The sequence below is a fragment of the Chroococcidiopsis cubana SAG 39.79 genome (assembly GCF_003991895.1).
GTDB lineage: Bacteria > Cyanobacteriota > Cyanobacteriia > Cyanobacteriales > Chroococcidiopsidaceae > Chroococcidiopsis > Chroococcidiopsis thermalis.
Window position 1 is genome coordinate 16924 of the sequence record NZ_RSCK01000050.1, and the last position, 24855, is coordinate 41778.

General features: G+C 42.8%; 20 protein-coding genes and 1 pseudogene. 8 read left to right on the plus strand and 13 right to left on the minus strand.

Features of this window, described 5'->3' with window-relative positions; genetic code table 11:
- Positions 1-109 precede the first annotated feature (109 nt).
- On the minus strand, positions 110-1372 hold the full coding sequence (locus tag DSM107010_RS23850) for an L-lactate MFS transporter (RefSeq protein ID WP_015156047.1): 1263 nt from the start codon (positions 1370-1372) through the stop codon (positions 110-112).
- A gap of 224 nt (positions 1373-1596) precedes the next feature.
- Here DSM107010_RS23850 and DSM107010_RS23855 point away from each other — a divergent pair, with 224 nt between their 5' ends.
- The gene (locus tag DSM107010_RS23855) at positions 1597-2448 is read left to right on the plus strand and encodes an ABC transporter ATP-binding protein (RefSeq protein WP_015156046.1); all 852 of its coding nucleotides are present in this window, start codon (positions 1597-1599) and stop codon (positions 2446-2448) included.
- A gap of 70 nt (positions 2449-2518) precedes the next feature.
- On the opposite strand, the gene DSM107010_RS23860 is transcribed toward DSM107010_RS23855, so the two are convergent.
- Positions 2519-3460: a tetratricopeptide repeat protein gene (locus DSM107010_RS23860; RefSeq protein WP_241994328.1), complete on the minus strand. Its 942-nt coding sequence runs from the start codon at positions 3458-3460 to the stop codon at positions 2519-2521.
- A 748-nt stretch (positions 3461-4208) separates the two neighbouring features.
- Here DSM107010_RS23860 and DSM107010_RS23865 point away from each other — a divergent pair.
- On the plus strand, positions 4209-4847 hold the full coding sequence (locus DSM107010_RS23865; RefSeq protein ID WP_015156044.1) for a hypothetical protein: 639 nt from the start codon (positions 4209-4211) through the stop codon (positions 4845-4847).
- A gap of 149 nt (positions 4848-4996) precedes the next feature.
- Here DSM107010_RS23865 and DSM107010_RS23870 read toward each other — a convergent pair whose 3' ends face one another.
- Positions 4997-5242: a hypothetical protein gene (locus DSM107010_RS23870; RefSeq protein ID WP_015156043.1), complete on the minus strand. Its 246-nt coding sequence runs from the start codon at positions 5240-5242 to the stop codon at positions 4997-4999.
- Between the two features lie 810 nt (positions 5243-6052).
- Between DSM107010_RS23870 and DSM107010_RS23875 the strand changes: the two genes are divergently transcribed.
- Positions 6053-7546 carry a NarK family nitrate/nitrite MFS transporter gene (locus tag DSM107010_RS23875; protein ID WP_106167458.1) on the plus strand — a complete coding sequence of 498 codons (1494 nt, stop codon included), beginning with the start codon at positions 6053-6055 and terminating at the stop codon, positions 7544-7546.
- 839 nt (positions 7547-8385) lie between these two features.
- Positions 8386-10602: a putative bifunctional diguanylate cyclase/phosphodiesterase gene (locus DSM107010_RS23880; RefSeq protein WP_241994329.1), complete on the plus strand. Its 2217-nt coding sequence runs from the start codon at positions 8386-8388 to the stop codon at positions 10600-10602.
- Between the two features lie 55 nt (positions 10603-10657).
- Here DSM107010_RS23880 and DSM107010_RS23885 read toward each other — a convergent pair whose 3' ends face one another.
- Positions 10658-11416 carry a HEAT repeat domain-containing protein gene (locus DSM107010_RS23885; RefSeq protein WP_015156040.1) on the minus strand — a complete coding sequence of 253 codons (759 nt, stop codon included), beginning with the start codon at positions 11414-11416 and terminating at the stop codon, positions 10658-10660.
- Between the two features lie 226 nt (positions 11417-11642).
- Here DSM107010_RS23885 and DSM107010_RS23890 point away from each other — a divergent pair, with 226 nt between their 5' ends.
- Positions 11643-12617 carry a cysteine synthase A gene (locus tag DSM107010_RS23890; protein ID WP_015156039.1) on the plus strand — a complete coding sequence of 325 codons (975 nt, stop codon included), beginning with the start codon at positions 11643-11645 and terminating at the stop codon, positions 12615-12617.
- A gap of 57 nt (positions 12618-12674) precedes the next feature.
- Here DSM107010_RS23890 and DSM107010_RS23895 read toward each other — a convergent pair whose 3' ends face one another.
- Together DSM107010_RS23895 and DSM107010_RS23900 are read right to left on the minus strand one after the other, a co-directional pair.
- The gene (locus tag DSM107010_RS23895; protein ID WP_106167457.1) at positions 12675-13730 is read right to left on the minus strand and encodes an aromatic ring-hydroxylating dioxygenase subunit alpha; all 1056 of its coding nucleotides are present in this window, start codon (positions 13728-13730) and stop codon (positions 12675-12677) included.
- A gap of 70 nt (positions 13731-13800) precedes the next feature.
- Positions 13801-15801 (minus strand): FAD-dependent oxidoreductase, encoded by a 2001-nt coding sequence (locus DSM107010_RS23900; protein WP_127024095.1) that lies wholly within the window; start codon positions 15799-15801, stop codon positions 13801-13803.
- Between the two features lie 23 nt (positions 15802-15824).
- On the opposite strand from DSM107010_RS23900, the gene DSM107010_RS23905 reads away from it, so the two are divergent.
- Positions 15825-16601, plus strand: a complete 777-nt coding sequence (locus tag DSM107010_RS23905) for an ABC transporter permease (RefSeq protein WP_106170787.1) — start codon at positions 15825-15827, stop codon at positions 16599-16601.
- 186 nt (positions 16602-16787) lie between these two features.
- Entirely contained in the window at positions 16788-17195 is a 408-nt protein-coding gene (locus tag DSM107010_RS23910) for an acyl-CoA thioesterase (RefSeq protein ID WP_106170784.1), read from the plus strand.
- Here the strand turns inward: DSM107010_RS23910 and DSM107010_RS23915 are convergent.
- The 4 genes and pseudogenes from DSM107010_RS23915 to DSM107010_RS23930 all read right to left on the minus strand — a co-directional run bounded on the left by DSM107010_RS23915 (position 17155) and on the right by DSM107010_RS23930 (position 20836).
- Positions 17155-18582: pseudogene (locus DSM107010_RS23915) on the minus strand (2-succinylbenzoate--CoA ligase). The gene DSM107010_RS23910 and the pseudogene DSM107010_RS23915 sit on opposite strands and share 41 nt — an antisense overlap.
- Positions 18567-19541, minus strand: a complete 975-nt coding sequence (locus DSM107010_RS23920; protein ID WP_106170611.1) for an o-succinylbenzoate synthase — start codon at positions 19539-19541, stop codon at positions 18567-18569. The pseudogene DSM107010_RS23915 and the gene DSM107010_RS23920 overlap by 16 nt, the downstream one beginning before the upstream one ends.
- A 53-nt stretch (positions 19542-19594) precedes the next feature.
- Entirely contained in the window at positions 19595-20503 is a 909-nt protein-coding gene (gene menA / locus DSM107010_RS23925) for a 2-carboxy-1,4-naphthoquinone phytyltransferase (protein ID WP_015156032.1), read from the minus strand.
- Positions 20504-20623: 120 nt separating this feature from the next.
- On the minus strand, positions 20624-20836 hold the full coding sequence (locus tag DSM107010_RS23930; RefSeq protein ID WP_127024099.1) for a hypothetical protein: 213 nt from the start codon (positions 20834-20836) through the stop codon (positions 20624-20626).
- A gap of 94 nt (positions 20837-20930) precedes the next feature.
- Here DSM107010_RS23930 and DSM107010_RS23935 point away from each other — a divergent pair, with 94 nt between their 5' ends.
- Complete coding sequence (locus tag DSM107010_RS23935) at positions 20931-22340, plus strand: isochorismate synthase (protein ID WP_106170613.1); 1410 nt, start codon at positions 20931-20933, stop codon at positions 22338-22340.
- Positions 22341-22480: 140 nt separating this feature from the next.
- On the opposite strand, the gene DSM107010_RS23940 is transcribed toward DSM107010_RS23935, so the two are convergent.
- From DSM107010_RS23940 to DSM107010_RS23950, 3 genes are all read right to left on the minus strand, one after another.
- A complete protein-coding gene (locus DSM107010_RS23940; RefSeq protein ID WP_015156029.1) occupies positions 22481-22867 on the minus strand; it encodes a four helix bundle protein in 387 nt (128 codons plus the stop codon).
- A 116-nt stretch (positions 22868-22983) separates the two neighbouring features.
- Complete coding sequence (locus DSM107010_RS23945) at positions 22984-24507, minus strand: Ig-like domain-containing domain (protein ID WP_106168637.1); 1524 nt, start codon at positions 24505-24507, stop codon at positions 22984-22986.
- A gap of 91 nt (positions 24508-24598) precedes the next feature.
- Positions 24599-24838, minus strand: a complete 240-nt coding sequence (locus tag DSM107010_RS23950; protein WP_127024102.1) for a hypothetical protein — start codon at positions 24836-24838, stop codon at positions 24599-24601.
- Positions 24839-24855: the final 17 nt, after the last annotated feature.

Below are 24855 nucleotides of genomic sequence, written 5' to 3' on the forward strand. Positions count from 1 at the left end.
AAATTCTCCCTTGTGTCCTCCCACACTTCCCACACTTCCCACACCACGCAAGAGCGCACCACTCTCTTCTCTTTCCCTACTCCCTACTCTCTGCTCCCTTTGAATAGCACTAGCTTCTAGCAACAGGTTCTTCTAAAATTTCAGACATAGCAGGCAGACGCTTCAAGAAAAATACAGCAACAATCGTCCCCGCGATCGCTAAACCTGCCATTGGATAAAAGGCATAAGTATAGCTGCCGAAAATATCTCGAATTCTGCCAGCAACGATCGTACCGAAAAATGCTCCAACACCGTAGGCAGTAAAGATAATCCCGTAATTTTTGGCGTAGTTTTCGGCTCTAAATAGAGTTAAAGTTGCGGTTGGCGCGATCGCCAGCCATCCACCTAAAGATAGCCAAAATAAAGCAAAAGCCGCTATGTATGTCAATGTAGCGCCAGTACGAGCATTCAGCATCAAGATCGAAGCGATTAGAATTAGCACGTAAGAGGCGATCGCCGCTATTTTAGGACTGAACCGATCTGTTACCCAGCCAAATAACGGTCGTCCTAGTCCGTTAAAGATGGCAAATAGCGAGACAGTCATCGCTGCGGTTGTGGAGTCGAGTTCGATCATTTCTTGTGCTACAGGACTGGAAATACCAATTGCCGATAGTCCTACAAATGTTCCAATCGTGTAGCAAGTCCACAGTCCGTAAAAGCTTTGAGTCTGCCAGATTTTCTCAGTAGTTACTCTAACTGAAGTGACTCTTGCCGATGCTACATTCCCTACTGTAGGTTGCCATTGTGAAGGAGGCATTTTTAATTGCGTGGCGATCGCGACCACAATAACACTAAAGGCAATGCCTAAAATCGTAAAAGTTTGCCGCACCCCGTAAGCATCGATTAAATTCTTAGCTAAAGGTGCGGTAATTAACGGCGATAGTCCAAACCCAATCACCGTCAAGCCTACAGCTATTCCTTTTTTATCGGGAAACCACTTAGCCGAGACAGCTAACGGGACTCCATAGGCAATTCCAATTCCCGCACCAGCCACTAACCCGTAGGCAAAGACAAGCATTGGCTCGTTGGTAGCAAAGCTAGTGAGAATATAACCAACTCCCATCACTACACCACCAACAGCGGTGACAACACGAGAACCAAAGCGATCGATTAGAAAGCCTGCGATCGGCATCAACAGTGCAAAAACGACTAAAAGCACGGTAAACGGCAACAAACTTTCTGTTGCACCAATATTGAGCAACTTTTCTAAAGGTTTTCTGAAAATACTCCAAGAATAGACCGTACCCAGGCAGAGCAGTACGACAATTCCTAGAGGGATCAGCAGCCATCTACCCCTTTGTGCAGGCATACCAAACAGCTTGATGGTATCCATAGTTTTTTGATTATGGTAAATTGTGAATCTTTAGTATTTATCTATATCAAATAAGGTAAACAAAATATTACTCAAGTTCATAAAACTAGACAAGAGTGATAATGGGTAATGGGTAATGGGTAATTGGTCACTGGTCACTGGTCACTGCTCGTGCGCTCCCTGCTCCCTTTCCACTGCTAACTGTTAACTTAGGAGAGGATTAACTTAACTTATTGCAACAATTCATGTCTGCTGCTGTCTCGCTGCAAAACGTTTACAAGTCATACAACAACATTTCAGTTGTCAACGACCTTTCTTTTACTATCCAACCAGGGGAGATTTTTGGTTTACTCGGACCCAATGGTGCTGGTAAGTCAACTACGATTCGGATGTTAACAACGCTGACCAAACCAACCCAGGGTCAAGTTGAAGTAGCAGGATTCGATCTCTTGCGTCAATCCATACTGGTGAAGCAGTACATTGGCGTAGTCTTGCAGCAAACCAGCGTCGATAACGATCTCTCGGTTTGGGAGAATATGGAACTACACGGACGATTGCATCACATTCCCAATCCTCAGCGCCAGCAGCGGATCGGTCAATGGCTGAAATATGTAGAGTTAGCAGACCGTCGCGATAGTTTAGTCAAAACTCTCTCAGGAGGAATGAAGCGGCGCTTGCAGATTGCCAGAGCTTTGTTACACCAACCACAGATTTTATTTTTAGATGAACCAACCGTAGGACTAGACCCTCAAACTAGGCGGCGCTTATGGGAAATTATTCTCGATCTCAACAAGCAGGGAATGACGATACTGCTAACCACACACTACATGGAGGAAGTCGAATATTTGTGTAACCGCATTGGAATTATGGACGGTGGCAAGCTGATTTCCTTGGGAACTTTATCACAACTGCGATCGCAGTATGGTGAAGGGTTAGTGATGAAGCAAGTCGAAGAACGCTGGGAATATCTATTCTTCCCCACCTTAGAAGATGCCAACACCTTTATTAACCAACAACCAAACAAAACTGGAATGATGGCGCGATCTTCTAACCTCGAAGATATCTTCGTCGAACTCACAGGACGTAGGCTGGATTAGACGAGAAGGAGGGAGTAGTGACTCCTGGCTCCTAAATTTTGACTTTTGGCTTTTGAATTTTGACTTTCAGTCAAAGCTGCGGCTCCGTACCACGATTGCTAGCTGGTAAAGTCATGAGGATTTCTCGAATTGCCTTTTGCGCTACTGGTAAATTTGGTTTGATCGACAAGGCTTGTCGGTAGGCTGCAAGAGCGCCATTCAAGTCGTTTTGCTGCTTGAGTAAATCGCCAATCTGCAAATAGACTCTAGCGTCTTGAGGTTCAAGTTGAGCAATCTGTCTGAAAGTCATGAGCGCTGCTGGTGTATTGCCTTGAGCAATCCAGACCTTGGCAAGAGCTTGCAGCAGTTTTGGGTTATTAGGTGCTTGCGTTACTGCTTTTTGCAGTGCAGCGCCCGCTGCATCATATTCTCCTTGTTCTAGCAGTAGCAAACCCATTAACTCGTTCGCATAGGCATTATTAGAGTCACGGTTTAAAACTTGTTGATATGCTTCGGCTGCACCGTCGTAGTCTCGCAGACGGAAGGAAATCACACCTAATCCTAAATAGGCATTTAAGTTATTGCGATCGAGTTCGATCGTGCGACGGTAAGCAGCTGCGGCTCCAGCATTATCCCGCAATTGCCCTAGACAATAGCCTAAAGCATAATGAAAATCGGCATGATTGGGAGCAACCGCGATCGCGCGACGATAGGAGACAACAGCAGCAGAATAGTTTTTTTGTAATGCTTGAATGTAACCCATAGTAGAGTAGATGCGAGCATTTTTGGGAGATATTTTAGCCGCTTGTTGATATTTAGCGATCGCGGCTGGTAGTTTGCCTGTATCCATCAATCTTTGCCCTTCTTGCAACAACTTCTCCAGCAGTTTGCGTTTTTTGACAGGGCTGCTGGGAAGGGCAGCTTTTGGGCTTTTTTGGGCGATGGTTGTTTTTGCCGTAGTCGGCGCTGGAGCAATGGCAGTCAATCCAGCTAGTAACAATAAATTAATTCCGAATAAAGTTAGTTTTGACACGGTTAATCTACTAGGGTATTCAGTCAATTTTGCTAGGTTTGTCAGCGATCGGATTTTCAGCCAGCACATTGTAACAGCTAAAATAGCTGTTGCTTTTACGAGTAGACATTTTGACTTTTGTACGGGCAGGTTCTTTAAAGAGTTCTGTCTCCAAGGGAGATTTTGGGTAACCTTACCCCTACAGCTTTTGGCTTACTGAAATCTTTACTGTTGCCAGCTATGAATTTTGCTCTATCTAATTAGCACACCTTTTTTGCAAAATTGACAAATACTTTAAGCTTCGTTACAAAAGAAATGACCCACACTAAGTCAAAAAGTATTTCTATATACATAGATCGGCTAGCATAACTCTCCAGTACATTGAGTCACTACTGCTAATTTCTCTATCAGCCGGAAAACTATTGGAGCTATACGCTAAGATGTGTTTTCGTAGCGCTGGCGTTCCCTTCAATCCTTTCTTTGACGACAGCAGCTATAGAGAAATTAGGCAAGCACGTATCTAGAAAAACAGTATTAATTCTTCTTGCTTGTTAGCTCAGAAAATCTAGTAAAGCTAGTGACAGTTTCAACAATTATCAAAAGTTCTCTTTTTTCAAAGTTTATAACTTGTTTTTACTTCTAAAGATAGATACCTCAACTATTTCTACTGATAGATAGGTAATTTGCTAATTTAATCTAAATTAAGCTCAGGGTGAATTAGCTAAAAAAAATCTTACAAAAGTACAAAAAAACAAAGGAGTTAATAGCTATGTCATATGTCAATCGACCAGTAAATGAAGTCATGACCGAACCAGCGGTTACAGCTAGGGTCACAGATTATCACGATCGCGTTCGCTGGGGTCCAATTCTATCAGGATTAGTTGTCACATTAGCAACTCAATTGATCTTAAGCGCATTATTTGGTGCAATTGGAGCAGACACGGTAGCTGGTTCGGGCGCGCCTAGAACCAACGCCCCTAACGTTGCAGGAAATGTTGGTATCTGGTCGGCTATCGGTTTGTTAATTTCTCTGCTCACAGGCGGTTGGTTTACAGCCCGCGCTTGTGGACCGATGAATCGCTCTACAGCACTACTTAATGGTGCAATTCTCTGGGCAACAACTCTCGCGCTTAGCTCTTGGTTGTTGGCAAGTGGAGTTACTGGTGCTTTCGGTCTTGCTACCAATGCGGCTGCAAATGCTGCTGGAGTAATTAGCAACCAGGTGCAACAAGGAGTCAACTTACCACAAGGTGGGAATCTAACTGCCGAACAAGCAAAAGAAGCTGCTGATGCAACTGCAAGAGGCTTGTGGTGGTTTGTGTTTGGTTCCTTGCTAGGTTTAATTGCATCCCTGATTGGTGCTGCGGCTGGTGCGCGTAAACCTCGTACTAACGGAAACTATACTTAATCAGAACTGCATAGTAGTTTTTGACATACCGAACTAGGTAAACAATTTGCATCAATAGCCTAGTTGACATCTATAAAAAGTACCTGAAAGCGGGTACTTTTTATTTTTGATTTTCGTTTGTCAAGACTATGTACTTCCTAATTTAGGAACTATTGTTTCTCTCCCAAAACACCCCACACTCCTGCTTCTCCAGATGCGTTCGCCGGATTGGTAACGATCGCTTTTCCTGTAGATAGAGTATAGACAATTGGTAGCAGCCCTACCGCAAAAGAACATAAAACCACTAGCAGCACTAGCCTAACTGGATGAGGATGAGGCAGTTCTACCATCCACTCTTGAGCTATAGCTATCCGATTCAGTCTTTCTTCCCGACTTAATCTGCTTTTTGTCTGCATTGTTAAACACCAAATTCATAAAAAAGTTTGTTTTCACTTAAATATTACAGTTATTTTCTGTATCTAAAAATACAAAATTTGATTTATTTTAGAAAAATTTACAAGATCGGCGGATTTTCCTCTGAGAACCTCAGCCCTTTCTTCTACCTTCTGTCTGCTTACACCGGATAGTTGCGATCGCTGCCTTTAAGTGTTCGAGTATATTGTGATGACCGTAGATCAGAGTAACTTTCTATTTAAATTCACCTATCAAAAGAGATATTGATAACTACGCAATCAGGAATAGATTCATATCTAAAAAATAATTATTCAAAGCTTCTTGGTAGCTATATCTAAATTAAAATATGCCCCAATTGAATAAGAAATAAGCTTGTCAAACTGCCAAAAACCTTGTCACAAAAAGACTTCAAGCATCAAAGTTGGATAAAAATTCTGGATTGCTTACAATAAATGAACGTTTAAAAATTAAAAGTCATCAGCGAAACTCAAGTTTCTATATCAAGAAATAATAACAATAAAAAATCAGTGATGTACCAATGTAGTAGCAATTGCAAAAATCGAATAATTGCGTCAATAAATATTAGCAAACCGTAGTAATTTATACTAATAACGTGTTAAAGCTTTTATAACTTAGAACAAGTCAACAATTTGAAAAATCTGAAAATAGTAATGATGTCAGACACAAACAACTAAATTCAAAATACAATCTCGCCTTAATAAGTAGCGATCGATTAGTTATTGGTTTCTGATAACTGATGACTGATGACTGATAACTGATAACTGATAACTGTTGTTACGGGAGAATTTGAGATGGCTGGTATATGGTCATTCAGCGGACGCTATCGCATTCTACATTTAACATGGCTGGCATTTTTTCTCACGTTTGTCGTCTGGTTTAACTTTGCCCCTTTCGCGCCAACAGTCAAAGCAGAACTCGGTTTAAGCGAAGCCCAATTGAGAACGATCGCCCTTTGTAACGTCGCTTTAACAGTACCAGCACGAATTATTGTAGGGATGATATTAGATCGATTTGGACCGCGAATTACCTATTCCTGTTTGTTAATATATGCAGCAATTCCGTGTTTAGCATTTGCCTTCGCTCAAAATTTCAGTCAATTAGTTTACAGCCGCTTAGCTTTAAGTATTGTTGGCTGTGGATTTGTCATTGGGATTCGCATGGTAGCTGAGTGGTTTCCTCCCAAAGAAATTGGCTTGGCAGAAGGAATTTATGGTGGCTGGGGGAACTTTGGTTCTGCGGGTGCTGCCTTCACTTTACCTTCCATTGCGGCAGCAACAGCCTTCCTTGCCGGAGGACAAATTAATTGGCGTTTGGCGATCGCTTCCACGGGAATTATTGCAGCAATCTTTGGCATCATCTATTTTTTTAACGTCCAAGATACACCACCAGGTAAAGTTTACGAACGTCCCGCTAGTAGTGCGGGAATGGAAGTCACTACCAAGAAAGACTTCTGGTTTTTATTACTAATGAACGTGCCTTTAGTCGGCATTTTGGGCGTACTTGCTTGGCGTTTAAATCAAGTTAAATTTTTCAACGCCACAACAATGTATGTCATTTGGTTTCTACTTCTGTGCCTGTATTTATTTCAGTCTTACAATATTTGGCAAGCAAATAAGCAGTTGATGCAGGGTGAAAAACGCTATCCCCCAGAAGATCGCTATCAATTTTCACAAGTTGCCAGTTTAGAGTTAGCTTACGTTGCTTGTTTTGGTTCAGAATTAGCAGTCGTTTCCATGTTGCCGACATTTTTCCAACGCGGCTTTGGCTTAAATGCAACCATAGCAGGGGCGGTTGCCGGAATATATGCATTTATGAATCTATTTGCCCGCCCTGGTGGGGGATTGATTTCTGATAAAGTGAACAGTCGTAAGTGGACGCTCGTTGTCACGCTGGCTGGGATGGGAATTGGCTATCTGATCTTTAGCAATTTAGGCGGAAATGTCCCGTTACCAGTAGTAGCAGTTATGACAGCACTCGCTTCGTTCTTTGTTATGGCAGCAGAAGGTGCGACTTATGCAATCGTACCTTTAATAAAGCGTCGCGTCACCGGACAAATTGCTGGCAACGTGGGAGCTTATGGTAACGTTGGTGCAGTTGCTTTTCTCTCGATTTATAGTCTCTTGCCTAACGATCCAACAGGCGATCGCATTTTCTTCCAGATGTTAGGAGTGGTTGGTTTAATCGTGACTAGTTTGTGTGCTTTTTTCCTCAAAGAACCAACAGGTTCTCATAGTACGGAAGATGTTCCAGAAGCGATCGCCACCAAAGTATCGGTAACAAAGTAGGTAGGCGATCGCCACGATACACGATATGTTCTCATAATGTGATTGTCAGGATGCATAGATATGTACCTGACAATTCTTCAATATGCTGACAAAAACGCAATCATTTTAAGATTTATTCTAATATTCTTAATATTTTTAATAATTACGCAATTGCCCACTCCTACACCTAAGTAAGATTGCGGTAGATCTAGAATTTCTTCATGAGAAAATTACAAAATATATCCGTATATTCTCGTCTATAGCCAGCTATTTCTTCATGGGAACAATATAAGTCGGCAGAATTACTGCAATTTTCTTGAGTGAAGTAGATTGCGGCACGACTAAAAAACTGTAGTTTCACTCATGCCATATATATTCAATTTTCTGTACAACCAGTATTAGGGATAAAGTTATTATAAATTCGCTCCGAGTTTTATTGCTATTTTAAAAGATTTTATTCATCCCCGTTTTATAAATATATGAATCTTTAGTCGGTCGCTCTCTAGTCCACATATAACTGAAGTAAAGTCTTGCACCAGAGAAATCTATTGAACGCTGCTCTTTTTCGAGATAACTATTTAAGTAATTCTAGCCAGCACTGGCGCACTATTTTTTTAAGAGATAGAAAAAATAGGAACTATATTGAGTTCTAACATTGCTCGTGCAAAGATTGAAAAAACATTAAGCATTATCATTATTTCACAAATGATTAAAGAGAGTGAATAGTAAGTAGATTTCACGTAACGCTCCACTCTCAGATCGATCGCAAATGACTAACGATTGACCATCACCACAGCAGAGTTGACGAACCATTGAGAGTTGCTACCACCATTATGCCTACAGGATATCTGATGTCGATTATGAGATTTCATCTCGGATGGCGAGCGAATTCCGAGCAATCGGCAGTTCGCTGGGTGTGGTGGCTGCCAGTCTTTTGTCTAGTGGAAGCAGCCGTAACAATTTTTGGCGATCGAACTTGGAATTGGCAAAATGCGATCGTTAGTCTGCTATTTTTCCTAGTCATCTTGGCTGCGAATAAGGTAATAAATTACATTCCTTGGACGTTTTTTCGTTCTCAATGGTGGATCGAGCGCTATCGGATAAAAAGCGATCGCCCGTTACGAGATTTTGCCTTACTTCAGTTCAGTATTTTAGTTTTATTAGTCTGTGGTGCTACGGCAGTTGGTTGGTGTTTTCGACCATTCTTAGGTATTAAATATATTGCCAATAGCAGTGTAATTTTTCTACTTTTATTAGTATCGTTAGCTTTTGTCAGCGTGGCGATCGCCTGTTGGACGACGTTACCGCAAGTTGCAGCAATTGATGCGGTGCGCCAACAAGCAGAAAGCCTATTTCTCAAAGCCTCAGAACGATACGATTTGGTCATGCAAGGGGCAAATGAAGGACTGTGGGACTGGAACCTCGAAAATCATGAAATTTACTTTTCTCAGCGCTGGAAAGCCATGCTAGGCTACGCAGATGATGAAATTGCTAGTACCTTAGATGAGTGGCGCGATCGGATTCATCCCGATGACAAAGCGCAATTTCAACTTGAGTTATCTCGGCATTTAGATGGTACGACTAGCCATTTTGAACGGGAACACCGGATTCTACATAAAGATGGAACGTATCGCTGGGTACTAAGTCGCGGTTTGGCAGTCAGGAACGAGGAAGGACAAGCTTACCGCATCGCTGGTTCTCAAACTGATATTACCGATCGCCATCGTGCCGAAGCTCAGTTAAGTCATGATGCCTTACACGATCGACTCACGGGCTTACCCAACAGAATTTTATTTCAAGAGCGCTTAGAACACGTCTTGCAATTGGCGAAACGTCACAACATTTTCTCCTTTGCAGTGCTATTCGTCGATCTCGATCGGTTTAAAACGATTAACGATAGCCTGGGACATTTGGTAGGCGATCGGCTATTGATGGGTATTGCCCAAAGACTCAAAGCATGTATCCGCAGCAGCGATACATTGGCACGATTAGGCGGAGATGAGTTTGCCATGCTGATTGAAGATGTGGACGACAAAGGTGACATTATTCACCTCGTCGAACGGATACAGCAAGAATTTAAGCTACCGTTCCACCTCAACGGACAAGAAATCTACGCTAATGCAAGTATCGGCGTGTTAATCGAGACGGCTGACTACGACTGTGCTGAAGACTTGCTACGAGATGCAGATATAGCCATGTATCGGGCAAAAGAACGGGGACGTGGGTGTTATGAGGTATTTGACATCACTATGCGCGATCGTGCTGTCGCCATGTTGCACCTAGAAACAGACTTGCGCAAGGCAATTATCAACCAAGAATTTCAACTCCACTACCAGCCAATCGTCGCACTACATAACAACCAAATTACCGGATTTGAAGCCTTAGTCCGCTGGCAGCATCCCGACAAAGGCTTGATTCCGCCCATAGAATTTATCGGTGTTGCGGAAGAAACAGGACTGATTTTGCCATTAGGCATATGGGTGTTACAAGAAGCCTGCACTCAGATGCGTGCTTGGCACGAAGAATTTCCTTCCGATCCACCGCTATCAGTCAGTGTCAATGTTTCTGGTAAGCAATTTGCCCAAGTCGATTTAGTGGATAAAATTCGCCAAATTCTAGTAGAAACTAGTTTTGATCCGCATTGTTTAAAGCTCGAAATTACCGAAAGCACGATTGTCGAAGATTTAGCATCTGCTAAAGCCAAATTGATCCAGTTACAAGAGTTGGGCATTCAAGTTTCCATCGATGACTTTGGCACTGGTTATTCTTCTTTATCGTATTTAAGTCGCTTTCCGATCAATTTTTTGAAAATCGATCGCTCCTTCATTCAAGATATAGATACTAGCTCAGAGCGATTAGAAATTATTCGGGCGATCGTTTCCCTAGCCGATAGCTTGAAAATTGATGTCGTCGCCGAAGGAGTAGAAACCGCATCTCAACTCGCTCAACTCTGTTCCCTCCAGCCTACATCTGGGCAAGAACACTTTGCTCAGGGCTACTTATTCTCCAAACCACTCAATCGCGATGCTGCCAAAAGTCTGATCGCCTCCGGTCGCGATTGTTATGCTTCTAAGTGAGCAGGGAGCAATTCAAAATTCACGTATTAATTCCGAATTCCGAATTCCGAATTCATTAAAACCATCCTTCCTGTTCCAATGTCTCGATCAATTGCAGTCCTCGCGGATCGCCGACACCGAGAATGGCGGCTCTAGCATCTTCTTTTACGCCTAAATCTTCATCTTCGGCAAAAGCTTGGATTAAGGCATCGACTGCCGTAGCATAGACGACGTTAGAAGGGAGTTCGCGACATAATTGACCTACCGACCAAGCGCAATTGCTCCTGACTGCTGCTACGGGGTCTTGCACCAAAGCTTCAATCAGGGGTGGCATGGCTCCGACTACTGCTTCATAACCGATTTCTGCCATTTGTGCTAAAGCGCTAGCAGCCCACAGCCGCACAGCGGAAATGTCGGTTCTCAAAGCTTCTGCTAAAGGTTTGAGGGAACGGCGATCGCGGCAGTTGCCTAATGCCCAGACAACTCCCTTACGCACGTAACCGTTCCAGTCTCGATTTAATTGTTGAATCAGTGCCTCTACCGCTTCTGGGCTGGGGTTGCGTCCGATCGCATAGGCAGCGCTGACTCTGACTAAAGGACAAGCATCTGTGAGTAAGCGAATTAAATGGGGCGTTGCCCGCTCATCTTCAATTTCACAGAAAGCTCGCGCTGCTAGCATCCTCTGCTGAGTTTGAGGATTTTCTAGCAGGGCAAGCATTTCATCTGGGTTAGGTTTTGCAGTCTCAGAATCAGCAGTTAAAGCACCTAGATGATCTAGGGGACTATCTAGCTGTACGGCTTCATCTAATATGCTAAGGTCGTCTTCGTCATACATGAGCGATCCGTTCACCGCGTTCTTTTGCCATCAATCAATGTGGCTTGGCGATCCAAATAGGTTAGCTACAATGATTTTACTCTGCTCGACACCCTACGGCTAACTCCTTTATGTTTTTATCTGCGATCGCACTTGCGTTTGCCGCTTGCAGATCGCGACAACACGCTCTACTACCTACCGCAATAAGTCAGAATTTTGATAGAAGATAATTAACGGTAGTTTAGGAATGGATATCAAAAACGGGTTTGTCGGTACTGTAGGCAATACACCCCTGATCCGGCTCAACCGCTTCAGTGAAGAGACTGGATGCGAAATTCTTGGTAAGGCAGAATTTCTCAATCCTGGGGGTTCGGTAAAAGACCGCGCCGCACTTTATATTATTAAGGATGCGGAAGAAAAAGGCATTCTCAAGCCTGGGGGTACGGTCGTGGAAGGGACAGCGGGAAATACTGGCATCGGACTTGCCCATATTTGTAATGCTAAGGGCTACAAAAGCTTAATTGTGATTCCCGATACCCAGTCGCAAGAAAAAATGGATGCGTTGAGGCTGTTGGGGGCTGAGGTGCGTCCTGTTCCTGCCGTACCATACAAAGACCCGAATAATTATGTCAGACTCTCCGGTAGAATTGCCGAGGAGATGGAAAATGCAATTTGGGCAAACCAGTTTGATAATTTAGCCAATAGAAGGGCGCATTACGAAACTACAGGTAAAGAAATCTGGGAACAAACAGACGGCAAAGTTGATGTGTGGGTAACGTCTACAGGTACGGGAGGTACGCTAGCAGGGGTAGCAATGTATCTGAAGGAAAAAAATCCTGCCATCAAGACAGTCTTAGCCGATCCGATGGGTAGTGCGCTTTACAGTTATATCAAAACAGGTGAAACCACAAGTGAAGGCAACTCCATTACAGAAGGTATCGGCAACAGTCGCGTAACTGCGAATATGGAAGGCGCACCGATTGACGATGCAATTCGCGTAACTGACGATGTAGCAGTAAAAATTGTCTACCGTCTGCTGCAAGAAGAGGGATTATTTCTCGGCGGTTCTACAGGAATTAATGTTGGTGCGGCGATCGCACTAGCCAAGCAATTAGGTCCAGGTCATACAATTGTGACAATTCTGTGCGATAGCGGTACGCGCTATCAATCGCGGTTATTTAATCGCACCTGGTTAGCGGAAAAGGGGCTGTCGCCAGCTTAAATCTTTTCACTCAGCCGTGTCTCGGAAGATCCCCCCAACCCCCCTTAAAAAGGGGGGCTATGAGGGATTTGCTTGAATTTTAATTAATTTTTGAACGCTCGCTAAAGCACGGTTTAGTTCGTGATTTTTTTGTTCTGGATGGGCGAGATAGGCTTGCTGTTCTTCTTCAATCATCTGTACATCTTGTAGTACTAATCCATCTAATAATTTTTGCGCCGAGCCGAATAAACTGTTTTTAACGAACTTCCTAAAAGCTACGGGTAATTTATGCAAGCGCCAGAAGGCATTGAGAGAAGTAAAATGAATTAAATAAGCGCGGGTTTTTAATTCGTTAATTGGACAAAATAAACAATAAATTTTAAAATCATTGCCTAATGTTGATGTCCAATTGGGGTAAATATAGCTCACGTCTAATGGTTCGGGATGAAGGCGACGTAAGGCAGGAAAAAATAATTGCGAGATCGACCAAATTTTATCAATTTTATAATAGCTTTGTGCTTGATAATGCGCGTCAACTCGTCCTTCATCTTCATAGATATCTTGCAATATTGGATCTGCCCAAGCTTGCCAGCTTTGATGTAAATGTCCGTGATACATATCCATCAAATTCTCAATTAAGTAAGAATAATGAGCGGCACATTCAATAATTGAAACAGTGGCAATATAGTTGAGATGATCCCACTCTGGTAAGCCTAGAGGTTGAAGTTGCGTAGCTAGATTGCGATCGCCAGGAAATAACCAAACAAAACCATCTTGTTCTCGAATTGGATAATGGCGAATCTTGCAATTCGGTAGTTTTTGATTTGTTGCTAAATAAGGAACGTCAACGCATTCACCATTTCCAGCAATGCGCCAGCCGTGATAAGCGCATTCTAAATTGTTATCAACAACTCGTCCGTGACTGAGTTTAACTTGACGGTGCGGACATCGATCTTCTAATGCATATACTTTCCCATCGTTGCCACGATAAATTGCGATCGCTTGATGCCAAAGAGTGACGGCTATAGGGTTAGTTGTAACTTCACGACTACGGGCGACTGCATACCAATGATTCGGATTAATTCCAGTTTGCCGAATATCACGCTGTTGTGAGGTTAGCGAGGGGGTTTGCATAGCTTTATATATTTTTGAACTAATAATTTTGGAATTGGTAGGGTGCGTTAAAGAACACACCCTGCTGTAATTAAATCTTCAACATTCCCTCTGGATTAACGGAGAAAAGCGATCGCCTTTGCAATCCTTCGCGGTGTAAAATCTCATTTGCTGCTAGCAATCCACTACTTACAGCCCTTTCCATTAATCCGCAAGGAAATGGCATTTTGACCCAATCACCTGCAAAGATTAAATTAGGAATCTCTGTACTTGTCTCCGGTCGATCGCTATAGCTATTTGGTGGATAACCAGAGAAATTCTTTTGATTGACTAATTCCCGATGCAACATTTTTGCTTGCTGTAACTGCGGTACAATTTCATATAATTCTTGCTCGAATGTTGTCAATAAAGCTTGCTGATTGGGAAACTCTTTTTCTTTGTAACAATAGGCGTGTAACTCCACGACGCTACCACCCGTTTTATTTGCCCAATCAATATATGGTTCCTGAATGCGGTGATAAAGCGTAATGCTGTCGGTGAGTTGATAGCCAGATAAAGAGGTAAAATTGCTGTGTTGCCAATCAAAATCGCGATCGAACCAGAAGCGACAGACAGCGAAAGGATCGGCTATAGACAACTTTTCGACTTGCGATCGCACTTGCTGGCTAACTTCTCCCGCGACTAAGGTAAATAATTGTTGTACTCCTGGTACGTCGGTGGCGAAGATGTAGTAATCGGCTTGAATTGGTAATTGGTAGTTGGTAATTGGTAATTGGTAGTTGGTAGTTGGTAGTTGGTTGTTCAATGACTCCCGACTCCCGACTAGTTGCAATCGATCTTCTTGCTGTTTGACAACTTGAAAGCGGGGTAAATCTCTTTGTGCTGGTCCTTTCAATACTTTCCCTTGGCGATCGTATACTGCACCATGACAGGGACAGTGAAATTTGCCGTCTTCTGCGAGTTGTACCGTACAGCCTTGATGGGTACAGGTAAGAGAGATTGCTGCTTTATTTTCAGGAGAAACAGCATACATGCGATCGGCTGCACCGTAATATGAAATTTCTCCCTTGTCCCCCTTGTCCCCCTTGTCCCCCTTGTCTCCAACTCCCGTTACCCAAAACGGCGCATCCTCCCCTTCTCCTTGAGAATAGCTGAGGGATGAAATCTTGCCATTTTGAGTTTGAATTGCGGTGACGTTAGCACCCGTGACAATCTTGCCACCATTTCGCGCGATCGCACTCGCAATTGGTTGGACTAAACTCGTACCCATGTCGTAGCGCGTACCGTTAAAAGCCAGTCCTTCGGGATTGCCAAAAAAGTAAAAGTGGAAAAATTGCATTAATTCTCCCACACTCATCAAATCTGGGGCATTCAAGCTTGATTTGGCGAAGGGTAAAAAGTATAAATCGTATAATCCGTGCGGAAAACTCCGTTCTACCCACTCGGCTACGGAAAGATGATCTAGGCGTTGAAAGGTTTTTTGGGTTTGAAATCCGGTAATTGCTCGAAACACCTGCCAGTGTTCCCATTTTGTCAGGTTAATACCCCATTTGAGCCGATTAGGAGAGGCGATCGCTAAATCAACGATATTCCACGGGAAAGCTGAGTGACTGGGACGGAAGACTTCTGGCTGGTACTTCTCACCCCGATAAAGGACGGCGTAGGAATTTAAAGACCGAAAATTGTCCTGAATTTCCAGTTCTGCCACGATACTTTTGAGGTTGTAGTATTGAGGAAAGAAACCGTGGAAGCCGTGTTCCATCATAAAAGTTTCCCCTGCTGCTTCGACCTGCCAGCTGGCAATCTTACCACCCAGTTGTGGCGATCGCTCTAATAGCGTCACGGCAAATCCGCGCTGACTCAGTTCGTAGGCGCAAGCTAATCCAGCTAATCCTCCACCGACAACAACTACGCTTTTCGATTGAGTTAGCGATCGCGGTAGATCTAATCTATCTGGTTGATATACCGTAGGCTGTGGTTTTGAGAACCGAGTGTATCCCACAACTCCCCCGACAGCACCAATCCCACATAGCTTAAATAAAGTGCGTCGAGAAATTGGCTGTGAAAGCACGTCGTTTGATAATGGATTCAAGTTAACTCCTCACTCCCATCACGATGAAATATTGGCGAGAAACGCTGGCTGTCGCACAACGAATCTTAATTGAACTACTGCGTCGCCGTCGCAGCTTAATTTTTTGGAGTATTTTTCCCGTTTCTGTATTGTTACTTAACGGATTTATTTTGGCAGAACGAGCCAAGCTGTCAATAGACCAAGCTTTTAATATTGCTGCACCCTTAACGTTAGTAGGAGCAGCGTTGTTTTTCAGTTGTTTGGGTGGTACGGTTGCTACTATCGTTTCCGAACGAGAACAACAAACTCTCAAGCGTCTATTCATTTCTCCTTTGAGTGGCATTTCCTACTTCTTAGGAATTTTTCTCGCTCACAGTTGTATTGGCATAGGACAAGTTGTACTAATTTATACGATTTCTTCATTATTTTTTAATGCGAGTTTCAATGGCTCCTTGATTTTAGGCTGCTTAATTATTTTACTGAGTATAGCTGCATACGTAGGTTTAGGTTTTATTTTAGGCACGCAATTAGCCCGTCGTACGGAAGATGTAAATGCTTTAATCGCGGCTTTTGGCGTGCCGTTGTTGATGTTAGGCGGTGCTTTTATCCCTGCTTTTTTGTTTCCGAAACATTTACAACAAATTGCCAAGTTCAACCCGATTTATCACATGAATACAGCTTTTTTAAAAGTTTCTGCTAACGGAAGTGAGATGGCTGAAATTAGCGAGAATTTCTGGTTTTTAGTTGGCTTCACGGGATTGATGGTACTGGGAGGATGGTTATCTTATCGGCGAATGTTGGTGGTAGAGAGAAGATTGTGATCTAGTACTCTCGATCCCCCTAACCCCCTTTTTAAGGGGGAAATAAAGCCCTCTTTTTATGCAGATTGGAGAATATTTAATGCCTGTTCACTCTGGATTGGCGTTAAAAATTAAGAAAAAAAGAAAAATTGGTAGCTAATTCTGGCACTATCGGAGATAAATAGATGTGAACATACTCCTCGATAAATGACATTTACATATACTCGTACTATTCGCTTTCAGGATACTGATGCAGCTGGGGTTGTCTACTTTGCCAGCGTTCTATCTATATGCCATGAAGCTTACGAAGAGTCTTTAGCAGCATCAGGAATTAACATCCAAGCGTTTTTCAGTAAAACTTCGGTTGCTATTCCCATCGTTCATGCTAGTGCAGATTTTTTCCGTCCGATGTTTTGTGGCGATAAAATCTTAGTCGAACTCACGCCAAAATATATGGGCGATGATTATTTTGAGGTAACGTATAAAATGGTTGACGCAGGCGATCGCGAAGTTGCCAAAGTCTTGACAGAACACGTTTGTATCGATCCTGAAAGCAGAACCAGACAACAATTACCTAGCGAGATCGTCCAGTGGTTTCAACAGTGGGTAGATTAGATAAATCTCGATCGCGATTTTCTTGAGTCAAAATCGCGATTGCTTGTAATTGTTCTCGGTTGAGTTTGCCTTGCGCGTTACGAGGTAGCTTTTGAGCGCTAATCCAATATTTAGGTATTTTAAACTTAGATAAACTATTGGCGATCGCGGCTTTAATTTCTCTTGCAGAAACCGACTGGGATTTAGGAACGTAAATTGCCGTGACGACTTCTCCCCAAACGCGATCGCAAAGTCAAATTACAACAATATCATCAACTAATTGAGTTACTCTAATCGCAGCTTCAACTTCACAAGGATATACGTTTTCGCCTCCTGTAATAATCTTATGACTGTTGCGACCGACAATATTTAAATAGCCGCGATCGTCTATATAACCTAGATCGTCTACCTGAATCTCTACTTGTTCTAACAAATCTGGATAGTAGCCTAAAGCTAAAGACTTAGCTTGAATGCAAATCGTACCAACTTCATTGAAATTTAATATTTCATGTTTAGAATTAATAATTTTAATTTGCGCGTGAGGTAAAACTCGACCGCAACTGTTATATCCTTGAAGAAAATCTTCTGGCTTGAGGGTAGCAATTTGTGATGCCGTTTCTGTCATTCCATAAGTAGGTGCTAGTCTAACTTTAGAATCTCTGGCTCGATCTAAAAGTTCTTGCCAAGCAGGCGCGCCACCTAATAATACTGTTTGAAATTGTGCCAACCAATCGACTAAATTGGGAATCTGTAATAAACGCTGAAGTTGAGTTGGAACCAAAGAAATAAAAAAATCTTCAGGATCGAGATCGGGTATAACTCCAGATTCTATAGTTTTAAAAGGAAAAATTGCTAATTTACCGCCAGAAGTTAGCGATCGCATAAATTGCATTAAGCCACTAACATGATATAGGGGTAAAACACAAAAAGAATTAATCTGCTGACTTTGAAAGTATGTTTGAAAGCCTCGAACGGAGGCACTTAAGGTATCCCACGTATGAATGGCAAAACGAATTTTACCCGACGATCCACCCGTGGGAATCATGATAGATGAATTCGGAATTCGGAATTCGGAATTCGGAATTATCGCTGTTATTTTTTGATTTTGGACTTCTCCCCAAATAATATCTGGTTGTATAATATCAAAAACCTGCTGCCATTCTCCTTCTTCCCAAAAGGGATTGCAAAGAAATATGGAACAATCTACACTACAGGCAGCGATAAATCCAGCTAAAAATCGAATTGGTTTGCTTTCAGCTAAAATAATTCTAGGCGAATTCTGCTGAGAAGATTGCTCGATAATTTCTAAATAAAATTGCTCTGCTAGTTCGACAAGTTCGCCACTATCGCCACCAATTAACCAATGGAGATCGCCAGATTTTTTTATAGCTTCTAACAAGCTTGCCATAATTGTTCTAGCCAAGTTTGTTCATTTTCCTCTAACCAGTGATGTACGCCAAACCCAACTGCGCGACGATTTAGAGATAGTTCTGCTGCTAGTTTTAAAGCTGCTTGTTTACCGACAATAGTTTCAAATACGGAAGAGAATACCGCATCAATTTTGTGTTCTTGACAGAACTTTCGCAAACGACTTGGCGAACCAGCAATACTGGGTTTAATCGTAAAAATTCCTCGCCATCCCTGCTGATAGCAAGTTTCTAATTGAGTCAGATTAGCTACAGATTCATCCAGCGCGATCGCGGTAGCATAGTAGCAACTCAATTCTTGCATTTCAGTCAAATTCTCTCTAGCAAGCGGCTGTTCGATATATTCAATTTCTACACCTACTCCCGTTGCCATAACGCGCTCGCAGGTATAAAGCCACAAATTTGCCTCATCATAACTCAGTCCCCCATTGGCATCTAATCGCAGTTTTACTCTCTCTGGCAATACTTCAGTTAAGTGGTGAAAAATAGCCAATTCCTCAGCAATCGGATAAACTCCAATTTTCCATTTAAAGGTGCTATAACCGTCTTTTGCTAAACTTTGCCAGGTTGATAAGGCAGCTTTACCAGCAGGAAGTAAAGCACTGTAGGGAAGGGATGTTGTAGGAGCGATTTGTACGTTCTTACAACAATTAATATCTTCCCATGCTGATTCAAATCCAAACTGACAAGCGGGAAGGCGATCGGGAATCGAAAAAATAATTTCCTCAGAAATTTCTTTTGGTAACTGGCGACAAAAATCTAACGCTTGTTCTACTGTTTCCGAGCCAAACCAACTAATAGGCGCAATCTCACCATATCCCACATTTGAATTGCTAGTCAATCGAATTATAATCCCATCTCGCACGTCCCAAACGCCATGATTTGTTTGTAGAGGTGGTTTAAATCGTCGTCGATAAGGACGAAAATCGAATTGAGTCATGGGAATCTTCTCTAGCCACCAGCCACTAGCCACCAGCCACTAATAACTGACACCTATAACATAAATCCCAATCCTAACAGTAATCCGCAGACAAAATGCAACCCTACGGCAATAAACTTACAATTGCTTACTTTTTCTGGTTGGTCATGATATTGTAGAACGTGCCGACACAACTTAATTGCAAAGGGTAAGCTTAACCAACTTAGTAAAGTCCACGTTGGAAATATATTTAAAACTGTTAATAAACTGGTTAAGGTGTAAATACTGCCACAAATCCAGGGTAATAAATTAGCAGATAAAGCCGTACCCAAACGGACAATAGGCGATCGCTTTCCGGCAGCGAGATCGTCCTTGATTTGGTGAAAATGAGAACAGAACAAAATTAAGCTAGTGACAGTTCCGACAATAATTGAAGCAGCTAAGTTTGTGGTTGACCAAGATTGAGTTTGACTATAGTAAGCTGCTGAAACTGCAAGCGGACCATAAGCCACAAAGCACAGAATTTCCCCTAACCCGTGATATCCTAAGCGAAAAGGTGGTCCCTGATAAGCGTAGCCGATCGCGCAGCACGCGAGGATAATGCCGATTATAGTTAAGTCTCGTTGCCACCAGGCGATCGCCAAAATACCCAATAAACCCAAAATCAAAAACAGATTCCCAATCCAGAAAATGAGACGTTTGTTTCCAGTTAAATTCACCAAAGAGTGAGCTTTATTTTTATCGATTCCCGTTTCAGAATCGAAAACATCATTGCTGATATTACTCCAAGCCACAATACAGATAGCAGCAGTGAGAAAAGTCGAAAATACGCCTGCATTCAAATTTTTTGTTTGCGCAACTGCTACCGCAGTTCCTACCCAAATTGGAATAATGGCAACGCTGTACATTGGTGGTTTAATTGCTGCCATCCACAATTTTGATTTAGGTTGAGAATTAGAATATGTAATCAGCTTTGTTGTCATTTTAAAGGGTGATTGGTAATTGGTAGTTGGTAATGGGTAATGGGAGTTGGCAGTTGGTTGATAGTGAGTGGCTAGTGGAACCAGACTCAATTCTTATCACTAGCCACTAGCCACTAGCCACTAGTCACTGATAACTGATAACTGACAACTGATAACCGTCCCCATTTCTTGTACTATAGGGATCGGTGCATTTGCGGCATGAGAGTAGCTGTCATTCCCATGCTGTCTGCGTTCTAGCGGTTTTCTCTCGCTCTGGACTTCGTCCCGCTTTGCTAACACTCCTTGCTCCTCGCTCCTCGTATGCAAACCGATCGCCTGTAGCCATCCCATCACGATTTAATAATCTTTAGGAACAGAAGTTAAAAAAAATTTACAGTTAAAAAAAATTTACTAAACTTGGATGCAAAAATAGTTTACTTTAACATTCATGCTCCTTTTACCGCGCCCTGCCAACTACCACTTAAACTGCCAGAAGCTATACCAGTTTCTTGTAGCTTCGCAAAAAAACTGCGATCGAAATTGTTCTCAAATCGTCAGCATTTCTCTGGAGATCGATTCGATCGATCCGCTGGCTTTACTAGAAAAACTAGCTCGACCCCATCAATTAAATTTCTATTTCGAGAATAAAAGCAAAGGAGAGGCAATCGCTGCTATTGATGCTGTAGCACAGTTACAATTGGCAGGTGCAAATCGTTTTCATCTGACTCAAAAGTTTATTCGCTCTTGTTTAAAAGAAACAGATATTTTTGATTCTTCTAACCATACTTTTGCTAAACCACATTTCTTTTGTAGCTTCAGTTTTTTCTCGGAGGCTACAGCAGATTATCCCTTTCCAGTTGCTACAGTATTTCTACCCCGCTGGCAAATTGCTAGACAAGGCGATCGCTGCGTATTAGTTGCTAACTTGCCAATTGAAGCAGATACAAATATACATGTATTCATTCAACAATTATGGCGTAAGATTCATGAGATTACCTCAATAGAACAGCCAGAAAACGAAGGAAATCATTTTCAACGAGAATTCAGTCAAGTTGATGTCAGTAGTATCGATCGCTTTAAACAAGCAGTTATTGACTGTTCGGAATTAATTTACGAGCAACAACTGAGTAAAGTTGTCCTGGCTCATGCAATTGACGTGCAGGCAAATACAAACTTTAACTTATTTAAGTGTCTCAACCGCTTGCGACAAATGCATCCCGATTGTTACGTGTTTTCTACTCATAATGGGAAAGGACAAAACTTTATCGGCGCAAGTCCAGAACGATTAATTAGCATTCGCGATCGCCAACTATTTACCGATGCTTTAGCTGGTTCAATTTCGCGAGGAAAAACAACGGCGGAAGATACAGTATTAGCCAATCAATTATTGCAGAGTGAAAAAGAAAGGCACGAACATCGAGTTGTGATTGACTTTATTACGCAAAGTTTGCAAGAACTCGGTATTGCAGCACGATTATTATCGCCTCGGTTACGGCGACTAGCAAATATTCAACATTTATGGACACCAATTCAAGCTAAAGTTCCGATTGATGTTCATCCATTAGAAATTGTTGCCGCTTTACATCCAACTCCAGCAGTAGGAGGAGTTAGCAGACAACTCGCTTGCAAAAAAATTCGCACCTACGAAAAGTTTGAAAGAGGTTTGTATGCTGCACCTTTAGGCTGGGTAAATCATCAAGGAGATAGCGAATTTATTGTGGGAATTCGTTCGGCTTTAATTGATGGCGATCGCGCTAGGTTGTATGCTGGTGCTGGAATTGTTGCTGGCTCTAATCCCGATCGAGAAATTGCCGAAGTCAGGTTGAAATTACAGGCATTACTGAAGGCTTTGATTTGAAGAGAGACAAGGGGGACAAGGGGGACAAGGGAGACAAGGGGGAACTCGGGGACCCCACGACCGAAGGGAGTGGGGATTAGGGGGCGAAGGGAGACAAGGGAGACAAGGGAGACAAGGGGGACAAGGGAGACAAGGGGGATTTATTCACCGATAGTCCATTGGGCTGAGTTATTAATCATGTTTACTAAACCGCATAATACCTTGTTGTAAGTACTGTAAATTTCTCTCGCTTGGTTTATTTCTATGTAGCCGCATTTGACGGCAAATTTTATCCAAACTTGAGTTTCAGAAGCTTCCGCCTCACAATCGTTTAACTTGGCAATAAAAGCAGCCTTATATCTACGTTTTCTCCAAGCCTCTGCTAAATTGGCACATACAGAGCGTGATGAACGACGGATTTGGTCAGTTAACGAATATCTCTCTTCAATAGGAAACTTTTTAGTGAGTTCGTATATTGTCATTGCTGTATCGAATGCTAACTCAAATATTGCTAAATCTTCATGGCTCTTAAAAGACTTTTTCTTCACAAACAAACATTTTTATCCCACTTCACAATCTATTATTCCCAACAATCCCCCTTGTCCCCCTTGTCTCCCTTGTCTCCCTTGTCCTTTTCTCTAACTCCCTTACTCCTCACCCCTAGTTAAGGTATCCATCTGGGACGAAAGCCAGGTAAGGGCAACTGTTCGGGACGCAATTGGTTGGTGAGATCGGCATTTATAGTTTCAGGAAGTGGGAGTAGCCATAAATGACTGGTGGCGATCGCCTGTCCTTGCTCGGTACGGGGTAAAGTTGGAGATGGGTTAGCATTGGCTGCTGTCACGACTTGATCGAATAGCAAACCCAAGCCATCGGGAGCTAAACTCATCTGAATATCTCTCTGATTGGGTAGCACGACTAGAGGCGTTTGTTTTCCGGTTTTGAGATCGATCGCGCTTAAATACGGCTGTTCCTCATAAGTATTTCCCTGCATCAACTGTGTCAGCAAGCAGTAGAGAATTCCGGCACGCGGATCGAACTGGGCGCTGAGAATAGAACCAGTCGTGCGTAATAATTCTCTTTGTACGCCTTGGTTTGTGACTAAAAATAGCGATCGCGTGTAATCGGAATTAAATCGCACCATTGCCCCTTGCGTACCATCGGGGGCAAAATCCAGTACCATACCAAATTGAGGCAGAAATTCTAAGGGTTTTTTTGCATCAGCTTGTAAAGGTAAAATTGCGACTCCTTGTCCTTGGGCAACTGCTACTGTTTGACTATCAGGAGTAATTAAAAAGTCTCCTCCTGGTTCCGTTTCCATTTCCTGCGGCGGAGAATTGGGACGGACGATCCAAAAACCAAATCGATCGGATTGACGCTGGCTGACACGCTGCACCAATATAGTGTTGCCATCGGGAGACAAGTCAAATTTGAGATTTTGATAGTCTTTGTTATCTAAAATTAGGTCAATTTTGCCTGGAGACGGGACTTGTTGATGATTCAAGAAAGAAAACCAGTGAGTCCGATCTGGTTGAGGGGTAGAAATTCCAGTTGTGACAGTATAAATCTGGGCAGAAAGTAACCCTTGGGGATTGTGATTTTGGCGATTTTGGCGATCGCTAGCAGAAAAGAGAATTTTGTCACCATGAGGATAAAGCTTATAATCAACGACTGCCAGATTTTTCGGCGTGAGGATCGTTTTCTTTTGCTGGGTGAAATTGTAAAGGACGAGTCTGCCTTGTTCCTCTCCTTCTACACCGAGATAGACAAAAGCGCGATCGCGGGTACTAAAAGTTGCCTCAAAAGGTTGTAGCAGCCGCCTCAAATCTGTTTCAGGCGTAAACTTATCTCTGGCAAAGCGTAACTGCACGCGATACGTCGCGCCATAGGGTGCTGGTTCTAGCAAAGTATACGCTAACCGTCGTCCTGCCCAACTAACTTTACCTGGTAGTGGCGGATCGATTTGTAAGTTTGCCTCGACGCTATTGGTATTCATCGGACGGCTAAACGTGAGGCTAAAAGAGCGATCGCTAGCACCAATCTGTCTAGCTTGCCAACTAAAATCTCTCACTTTGGGTGCAACTATATCCCCGCGCCACACCAACAGTCCAATGAGCAGACTGAGAACGAAGATCAGGGCGATCGCCACGCGATCGATGGGTTGGAACCAAGACTTAGTAGCTGACATCTTAAATTGGTTGTTGATTGTGAGGGAGTAGATAGTGGCTGGTGGCTAGTAGCTAGTTTCTTGTTTCGGTCTAGTCACCAGTCCCTAGCCACTAGTCACCGAGTGCTGATTTTTTGTAGTCAATATAACAAATGACCAATGACGAATGACCAATGACGAATGACTCTTCAGGTAGAGGTTGGAGATCGGCTGGAGATTGCAAATAGAGAATAGGTGCGGATGAAGCAGATGTACTAGTCAAATGCGATCGCCACACCTTTAACAATCGCTTAACAAACACCCGCGATCTGTCAGTCACTTGACGGCATGAGTGAGGGTGTGAGGAATACATAAGCATTACAAAACAAG